The organism is Streptomyces sp. URMC 127 (assembly GCF_051386535.1).
Taxonomy (GTDB): Bacteria; Actinomycetota; Actinomycetes; order Streptomycetales; family Streptomycetaceae; genus Streptomyces.
The window spans coordinates 20,756-28,297 of record NZ_JBPQTW010000075.1 but is presented as its reverse complement, the minus strand read 5'-3'; the positions used below and the strand labels follow the sequence as shown (position 1 = coordinate 28,297).

Genomic DNA, 7,542 nt, shown 5'->3' with positions numbered 1-7,542 from the left:
GGGCCGGCCTGCGGGCGGGGGTGGAACTCCATGGAAGGCTGGTCAGCGGCCACGGCGTCGCTCACTTGGCCGTCTCCTCTTCTGCGTCGGCGTTCTCGTCGGCGGCGGGGGCCGGGCTCTCGGTGGGCTCGTACACGAGCACGGCGCGGTTGTCGGGGCGCAGGCGCGCCCGGGCGACCCGCTGCACCTCCTCGGGGGTGATGTCCAGCACGCGCTGCACGGCGGTGAGGGCGAGCTGGGGGTCGCCGAACAGCACCGCGAAGCGGCACAGTTCGTCGGCGCGGCCGCTGACGGTGGAGAGCCGGTCCAGCCACTCGCGCTCCAGCTGGGCCTGGGCGCGCTCCATCTCGGCGGGGGTCGGCCCCTCGGCGGCGAAGCGGGCCAGCTCCTCGTCGACGGCGGCCTCGATCTCGGCCACCTCGGCGCCTCCGGAGGCCTTGACGTCCAGCCAGCCCAGCGAGGGGGCGCCGGCGAGGCGCAGGAGGCCGAAGCCGGCGGCGACGGCGGTGCGGTCGTGGCGGACGAGACGGTTGTGGAGCCGGGAGGACTCGCCGCCGCCGAGGACGGTGACGGCCAGGTCGGCCGCGTCGGCCTCGCGGGAGCCGTCCTGCGGGAGGCGGTAGGCGGCCATCATGGCGCGCGCCGGGACCTCCTCGCGGACGACCTGGCGGAGCTCCTCGCCGATGATGTCGGGGAGGGTGCCGTCGCGCGGGGGCTGCTTGCCGTCGTGCGCGGGGATGGAGCCGAAGTACTTCTCGATCCAGGCGAGCGTCTGCCCGGGGTCGATGTCGCCGACGACCGACAGGACGGCGTTGCCCGGGGCGTAGTACGTGCGGAAGAAGGCGCGGGCGTCCTCCAGGGAGGCCGCGTCCAGGTCGGCCATGGAGCCGATCGGGGTGTGGTGGTAGGGGTGGCCGTCGGGGAAGACCATGGCCGTCAGCCGCTCGAAGGCCGTGCCGTAGGGGACGTTGTCGTAGCGCTGGCGGCGCTCGTTCTTGACGACGTCGCGCTGGTTCTCCATGGACTCTTCGTCGAGGGCGGTGAGCAGGGAGCCCATCCGGTCGGCCTCGAGCCACAGGGCCAGCTCCAGCTGGTGGGCGGGCATGGTCTCGAAGTAGTTGGTGCGCTCGAAGCTGGTGGTGCCGTTGAGGGAGCCGCCGGCGCCCTGCACCAGCTCGAAATGGCCGTTCCCCTTGACCTGGGCCGAGCCCTGGAACATAAGGTGCTCGAAGAGGTGGGCGAGGCCCGTGCGGCCCTTGACCTCGTGGCGCGAGCCGACGTCGTACCAGAGGCAGACGGCGGCGACCGGGGTCAGGTGGTCTTCGGAGAGCACCACCCGCAGGCCGTTGGCCAGGCGGTGCTCGGTCGCTGTGAGGCCGCCGGTACCGGCCTGTTGCGTGGCCGTGTGACCCATGGGCATGTACGTCCCTTCGATCGCTTGTGAATCTCGCGCCCGTGCGCGACGACTCGTGCGCGGTGGCTCGCGTGATGAACAGTGCTGTCACTGTATGCAAGCGCGCTGACATCCGGCGAAGTTCCCGGCGCGGTGCCCCCTTACGGACGGGTCGTGTCCGGTGTTGTCAGTGGCGCGGTCCACAATGGTCCGCGTCAGCACCCTGCCTCGGCAATCGATCGAAGGAGCCGCAGCCGCGATGGCCCGCCGCAGCACGAAGACCCCGCCGCCGGAGAACTTCGAGGAGCGCATCCTCGACATCGACGTCGTCGACGAGATGCAGGGTTCCTTCCTCGAGTACGCCTACTCCGTCATCTACTCCCGGGCCCTGCCCGACGCGCGCGACGGTCTCAAGCCGGTCCACCGCCGCATCCTCTACCAGATGAACGAGATGGGCCTGCGCCCCGACCGCGGCTACGTGAAGTGCGCCCGCGTCGTCGGCGAGGTGATGGGCAAGCTCCACCCGCACGGCGACGCCTCGATCTACGACGCCCTGGTGCGCATGGCGCAGCCGTTCTCCATGCGCGTCCCGCTGGTCGACGGTCACGGCAACTTCGGCTCGCTCGGCAATGACGACCCGCCGGCCGCCATGCGCTACACCGAGGCCCGTATGGCGTCGGCCACGTCCCTGATGACGGAGTCCATCGACGAGGACACGGTCGATTTCGCGCCGAACTACGACGGCAGCGAGCAGGAGCCCGTCACGCTCCCGGCCGCCTATCCGAACCTGCTGGTCAACGGCTCGTCCGGAATCGCCGTCGGCATGGCGACGAACATGCCGCCGCACAATCTGGGCGAGGTCATCGCCGCCGCCCGGCACCTGATCAAGCACCCGGGCGCCGACCTCGACACGCTGATGAAGTACATTCCCGGCCCGGACCTGCCCACGGGCGGCCGGATCGTCGGCCTCAGCGGCGTGCGGGACGCGTACGAGACCGGCCGCGGCACCTTCAAGATCCGCGCCACCGTCTCCGTGGAGAACGTGACGGCCCGCCGCAAGGGCCTGGTCGTCACCGAGCTGCCCTTCACGGTCGGCCCCGAGAAGGTCGTCTCCAAGATCAAGGACCTGGTCGGCTCGAAGAAGCTCCAGGGCATCGCCGACGTGAAGGACCTCACCGACCGCGCCCACGGCCTGCGCCTGGTCATCGAGGTCAAGAACGGCTTCAACCCCGAGGCCGTCCTGGAGCAGCTCTACAAGCTCACGCCGATGGAGGAGTCCTTCGGCATCAACAACGTCGCGCTGGTCGACGGCCAGCCGCTGACCCTGGGCCTCAAGGAGCTCCTGGAGGTCTACGTCGACCACCGCTTCGAGGTGGTGCGGCGCCGCAGCGAGTTCCGGCGCGGCAAGCGGCGCGACCGGCTGCACCTGGTCGAGGGCCTGCTGGTGGCGCTCCTCGACATCGACGAGGTCATCAGGATCATTCGATCGAGTGAGAACGCGGCGCAGGCCAAGGAGGCCCTGATCGCCCGCTTCTCCCTCTCCGAGGTGCAGACGCAGTACATCCTCGACACCCCGCTGCGCCGGCTGACGAAGTTCGACCGCATCGAGCTGGAGTCCGAGCGCGACCGGCTCACCGAGGAGATCGAGAAGCTGACGCGGATCCTGGAGTCGGACGCCGAGCTGCGCAAGCTGGTCTCCGGCGAACTGGCCGAGGTGGCGAAGAAGTTCGGCACGGACCGCCGTACGGTCCTGCTGGAGTCGGCGGGCGCCCCGGCGTCGGCGGTGCCGCTGCAGGTCGCCGACGACCCGTGCCGCGCCCTGATGTCGTCCACCGGCCTGCTGGCCCGTACGGCCACGGGCGAGCCGTTCCCGCCGGCCGCGGGCGAGGCCAAGCGCGTCAAGCACGACGTGGTCGTCTCGGCGGTGCCGGCGACGGCCCTGGGCGAGGTGGGCGTGGTGACCTCCGCAGGGCGGCTGCTGCGGCTGCGGGTGATCGACCTTCCGCAGCTGCCGGAGACGGCGGCGGCGCCCAGCCTGGCGGGCGGAGCGCCGGTGTCGGAGTTCCTGACCCTGGCGGACGGCGAGAGCGTCGTCTGCCTGACGACGCTGGACGAGTCCTCGCCGGGCCTCGCGATCGGCACGGAGCAGGGCGTCGTCAAGCGCGTGGTCCCGGACTATCCGGCGAACAAGGACGAGCTGGAGGTCATCTCCCTCAAGGACGGCGACCGGATCGTCGGCGCGGCCGAGCTGCGGACGGGCGAGGAGGACCTGGTCTTCATCACGGACGACGCGCAGCTGCTGCGCTACCAGGCCTCGCAGGTGCGTCCGCAGGGCCGTCCGGCGGGCGGCATGGCGGGCATCAAGCTGTCCGCGGACGCGAAGGTGATCTCCTTCACGGCCATCGACCCGGCGGCCGACGCGGTGGTCTTCTCCCGGGCCGGGGCGCGGGGCGGCATGGGCGGCGCCACCGAGGGCTCGGCGAAGCTGACGCCGTTCGATCAGTACCCGCGCAAGGGGCGGGCGACGGGCGGCGTGCGCTGCCAGCGCTTCCTGAAGGGCGAGGACTGCCTGGTCATGGCCTGGGCGGGTGCGGCCCCGGCGCGCGCCGCGGACGCCAAGGGGGCGCCGGTGGAGCTGCCGGAGGCCGACCCGCGGCGTGACGGCTCGGGCACGCCGCTGGCGAAGCCGGTGGCCGCGGTGGCGGGCCCGGTGTAAGCCGCCCGGTGCAGGCAGCAGGACCGGGGGGCCGCCCGCGCGGCGGCGCCCCCGTCAGGCCTGTGCACCCCCGTCAGGCTTGGGCGCCCCTGTCAGGCCTGGGCGTAGCGCAGGACTCCCCACATGGCGTGCTCCTCGGCGAGGGGCTCCCCCGCGGGGACGCGGCAGCGCTCCAGGGCGGCCCGCAGGGCCCCCGCGTCGACTCCCCGGCCGATCAGCACGAGCTGGGTGAGCCGTTCCTCGGCGCGGGCCCAGGAGGAGCGGTAGAAGCGCAGGAAGTCGCCCACGGCGTGCACGGCGAACTTGTGCTTGTGCCCGGCTATGCCGAAGTACACGAAGCCCTTGATGCGGTAGAGGCCCTCGGGGCGGCTGTCGAGGAACTCCATCAGCCGCCGCGGGTCCACGGGCTCCGGGGAGACGAACTCGACGCTCTCGTAGGCGGCGTGCAGGTGCCCGCTGTGGTCGCAGCCGTCGTGGCAGGCGTGGTCGTGCCCGTCATGTCCGTCGTGCCCCTCGTCCTCGTCGCCGGCGTGGAGGTCCTCGAAGGACAGCTGCCGCACCGCCGCCGTGTCCTCCTCGCGCGGCTTGCGGTCGAAGAGCAGCTCCGGGTCGATGCGCCCGTACGACGCCGGCACGACGGGCGTGCCGGGGCTGAGCTCCGCCAGGGTGTCCAGGAGGCCGCGGCGGGCCTCGTCGCCGATCCGGTCGGCCTTGTTGAGGACGACGAGGTCGGCGATGGCCACGTGCCGGTCGAGCTCGGGGTGGCGGGCGCGGGTGGCTTCGAACTCCGCCGCGTCGACGACCTCGACGAGCCCCCCGTAGACGATGTCCTTGTTGTCGCTGGCGAGGATCATCCGGATGAGCTCCTGCGGCTCCGCGAGCCCGCTGGCCTCGATGACGATGACGTCGATGCGGGCGGCCGGGCGGGACAGCTTGTCGAGGAAGCCGTCGAGCTCGCTGGTGTCCACGGCGCAGCACAGGCAGCCGTTGCCCAGCGAGACCATCGAGTCGACCTGCCCGGCGACGCTCATGGCGTCGATCTCGATGCTGCCGAAGTCGTTGACGACCGCCCCGATGCGGGTGCCCCCGCTCCTGCCCAGGAGGTGGTTGAGGAGGGTGGTCTTGCCCGATCCCAGGAATCCTGCCAGCACGATGACCGGGATCTGTCGCTTGGCCACGGGGGGCGCCTCCATCGTCAGTCGAGCGCGGCGGGGACCGGCTGGGGCGGGGGCGGGCCCGGGTACCGGGCCGCCGGGCGGATGATCTTCGCGTCGTCCGCCCGCTCCAGGATATGGGCCCTCCGGCGGGCGACGCGGGCCGCGCGGACCCGCCCTGCCGCCGGTCCGAAGGTCGCATTCCGGCCACCCCGCGGACTTCAGCCGTCCCGGGCGTCCCGTCATACGATCCGCGACAACTCAGGTTAGGCTTGCCTTTGTGAGTACGTGCGCGACCGCCTCCCGCCAGCTCGCCGAGCCCCTGGCCGGCACCGCCGCCACCGCGCGGACGTGGCTGCTGATCGAGCAGCCGGGTCCCTGGGGCGCGGACGCGCTGACCGCGAGCCACCTCGACCCCGCCGTCGGTCAGGCGCTGGACGCCGCCGCGGAGGGCACGGGCGTGCGGATCGCGCTGATCCGCCGCCCGGGGCGGCACGCCGACTGTCACCGCCCCGGCGTCCACCGGGTGTTCGCCGCGCACACCGCCCCAGGCCGCTCCTGGATCCGCACCGCCGGAATCGCCGACCCGGCGGACCTGACCCGGCTGGACTTCGCCGCCCTCGGCGCCGGGGAGCACGGCGGCCTCTGGGAGCCGTACGAGGGCGATCCGCTGGTCTTCGTGTGCACCAACGGCAAGCGCGACCGCTGCTGCGCCCTGCTGGGCCGCCCCCTCGCCGCCGAACTGGCCGCGTCGGGGGCGGAGGCGTGGGAGGTCACCCACATCGGCGGCCACCGCTTCTCGCCCACGCTCTTCGTCCTCCCGTACGGCTACGCGTACGGGAGGGTCACCGCCCACGGCGTGAAGGAGGTCCTGGAGGCGGTGCGCGACCGCCGGATCGTCACCGGCGACTGCCGGGGCCGCTCGGCCTGGGAGCGCCCGGCCCAGGCGGCCGAGCTGGCGGTGCGCGAGCTGACCGGCGAGGAGGGCGCGGACGCCCTCGACGTGACGCGCACCGAGGGCGCGGCCCCGCACTGGTCGGTCACCGTCGCCCACGCCGACGGCCGGTCCTGGCAGGTGGCCGTCGAACAGGGCGCCGCGGAGCCGGCCCGCCCGGAGAGCTGCGGCCGGGCCCCGGGCATGCCCGCACGGATGGACGTCATATCCGTCACTCCCCTCCGTACGGACGCCCCTGCAGAGGCACCCGGCGGCCCGGGTGCGGTCAGCCCGCGTTCTTGACGAACTCCGTGGTGTAGGTCTTCCGCAGGTCCACCTTGGCGCCCTTGAGCTCGGGGTTGAAGGACTTCAGCACCTCGTGGACCGTCCTGGGGCCGTCCTCGGGCATCACGCCGTCCTTGGTGAACATCGGCAGGGTGTTCCTGACCGCCTGGACGTAGAGGTCCTTGCCGGCCTTGGCGTAGTCCGCGGGCATCTTGGCCGCGATCTCCTCCGGGGTGTGCTCGGACATCCAGGCCAGCGTCTTCACGAACGCGTTGGCGAGCTTCTGCACCACCTCCTTGTGGCTGTCGACCCAGCTGGTGTTCATGTAGAGGCTGGACGCCGGGTAGAGGCCGCCGAGCGCCGCCCGCGCCCCCTCGGGGGTGCGCATGTCGACGAGCACCTTGCCCGCGTCCTTGGCGAGGATCTGCGCGACCGTCGGGTCCGTGGTCATCCCGCCGTCGATGGAGCCCTGCTGGAGCGCGGAGATGAAGGTCTGGCCCGCGCCGACGGCCACCGGCGTGAAGTCGCTGACCTTCACCCCGTTCTTCACCGCCAGGTACTTCGTCAGGAAGTCGGTGGAGGAGCCCAGCCCGGTGACGCCGAGCTTCTTGCCCTTGAAGTCCTTGGGCGAGGACAGCTCGCCCGCGGCCTTCTTGGAGACGACCTCGACCTCCCCCGGCGTCTGCGCGAGCTGAACGACGGACTCGACCTGCTTGCCCTTCGCCTGGAGGTCGAGCGTGTGGTCGTAGAAGCCGACGACGCCCTGGACGTCGCCGGAGACGAGGGCCGTGGTGGCCTGCACGCCCGCGGGCTCGGTGAGCAGTTCGACGGTGATGCCCTCCTGCTGGAAGTAGCCGAGCCGCTGGGTGAGGACCCCCGGCAGGTAGATGACCTTGTCCAGGCCGCCGACCATGATCTTGATGACGTCGCCCTTCGCCGCTTCGAGCGCCGGGTTCGGCTTGTTCGCCGAGTTCTCGTCGGCACACCCGGCCACGGTCAGGCACATCACCGCCGCGACGGCGCCCGCACGGGCTCCGGCGGTCTTGCTGAACGTACGCAT

General features: G+C 72.1%; 5 protein-coding genes and 1 pseudogene. 2 read left to right on the top strand and 4 right to left on the bottom strand.

The window, feature by feature from the left end:
• Positions 1-61 precede the first annotated feature (61 nt).
• A complete protein-coding gene (locus ACSNOH_RS17400) occupies positions 62-1,414 on the bottom strand; it encodes a M16 family metallopeptidase (protein WP_436722263.1) in 1,353 nt (450 codons plus the stop codon).
• Positions 1,415-1,652: 238 nt separating this feature from the next.
• Here ACSNOH_RS17400 and ACSNOH_RS17395 point away from each other — a divergent pair, with 238 nt between their 5' ends.
• Positions 1,653-4,109 (top strand): DNA gyrase/topoisomerase IV subunit A, encoded by a 2,457-nt coding sequence (locus ACSNOH_RS17395; protein ID WP_436722260.1) that lies wholly within the window; start codon positions 1,653-1,655, stop codon positions 4,107-4,109.
• Positions 4,110-4,201: 92 nt separating this feature from the next.
• On the opposite strand, the gene ACSNOH_RS17390 is transcribed toward ACSNOH_RS17395, so the two are convergent.
• Positions 4,202-5,287: a CobW family GTP-binding protein gene (locus tag ACSNOH_RS17390; protein ID WP_436722259.1), complete on the bottom strand. Its 1,086-nt coding sequence runs from the start codon at positions 5,285-5,287 to the stop codon at positions 4,202-4,204.
• A gap of 17 nt (positions 5,288-5,304) precedes the next feature.
• A pseudogene (locus tag ACSNOH_RS17385) lies at positions 5,305-5,430 on the bottom strand (citrate/2-methylcitrate synthase); the annotation flags it as partial.
• A gap of 113 nt (positions 5,431-5,543) precedes the next feature.
• Here ACSNOH_RS17385 and ACSNOH_RS17380 point away from each other — a divergent pair.
• Positions 5,544-6,500 (top strand): sucrase ferredoxin, encoded by a 957-nt coding sequence (locus ACSNOH_RS17380; protein WP_436722258.1) that lies wholly within the window; start codon positions 5,544-5,546, stop codon positions 6,498-6,500.
• On the opposite strand, the gene ACSNOH_RS17375 is transcribed toward ACSNOH_RS17380, so the two are convergent.
• Positions 6,484-7,542: an ABC transporter substrate-binding protein gene (locus ACSNOH_RS17375; protein ID WP_436722257.1), complete on the bottom strand. Its 1,059-nt coding sequence runs from the start codon at positions 7,540-7,542 to the stop codon at positions 6,484-6,486. The genes ACSNOH_RS17380 and ACSNOH_RS17375 overlap by 17 nt on opposite strands.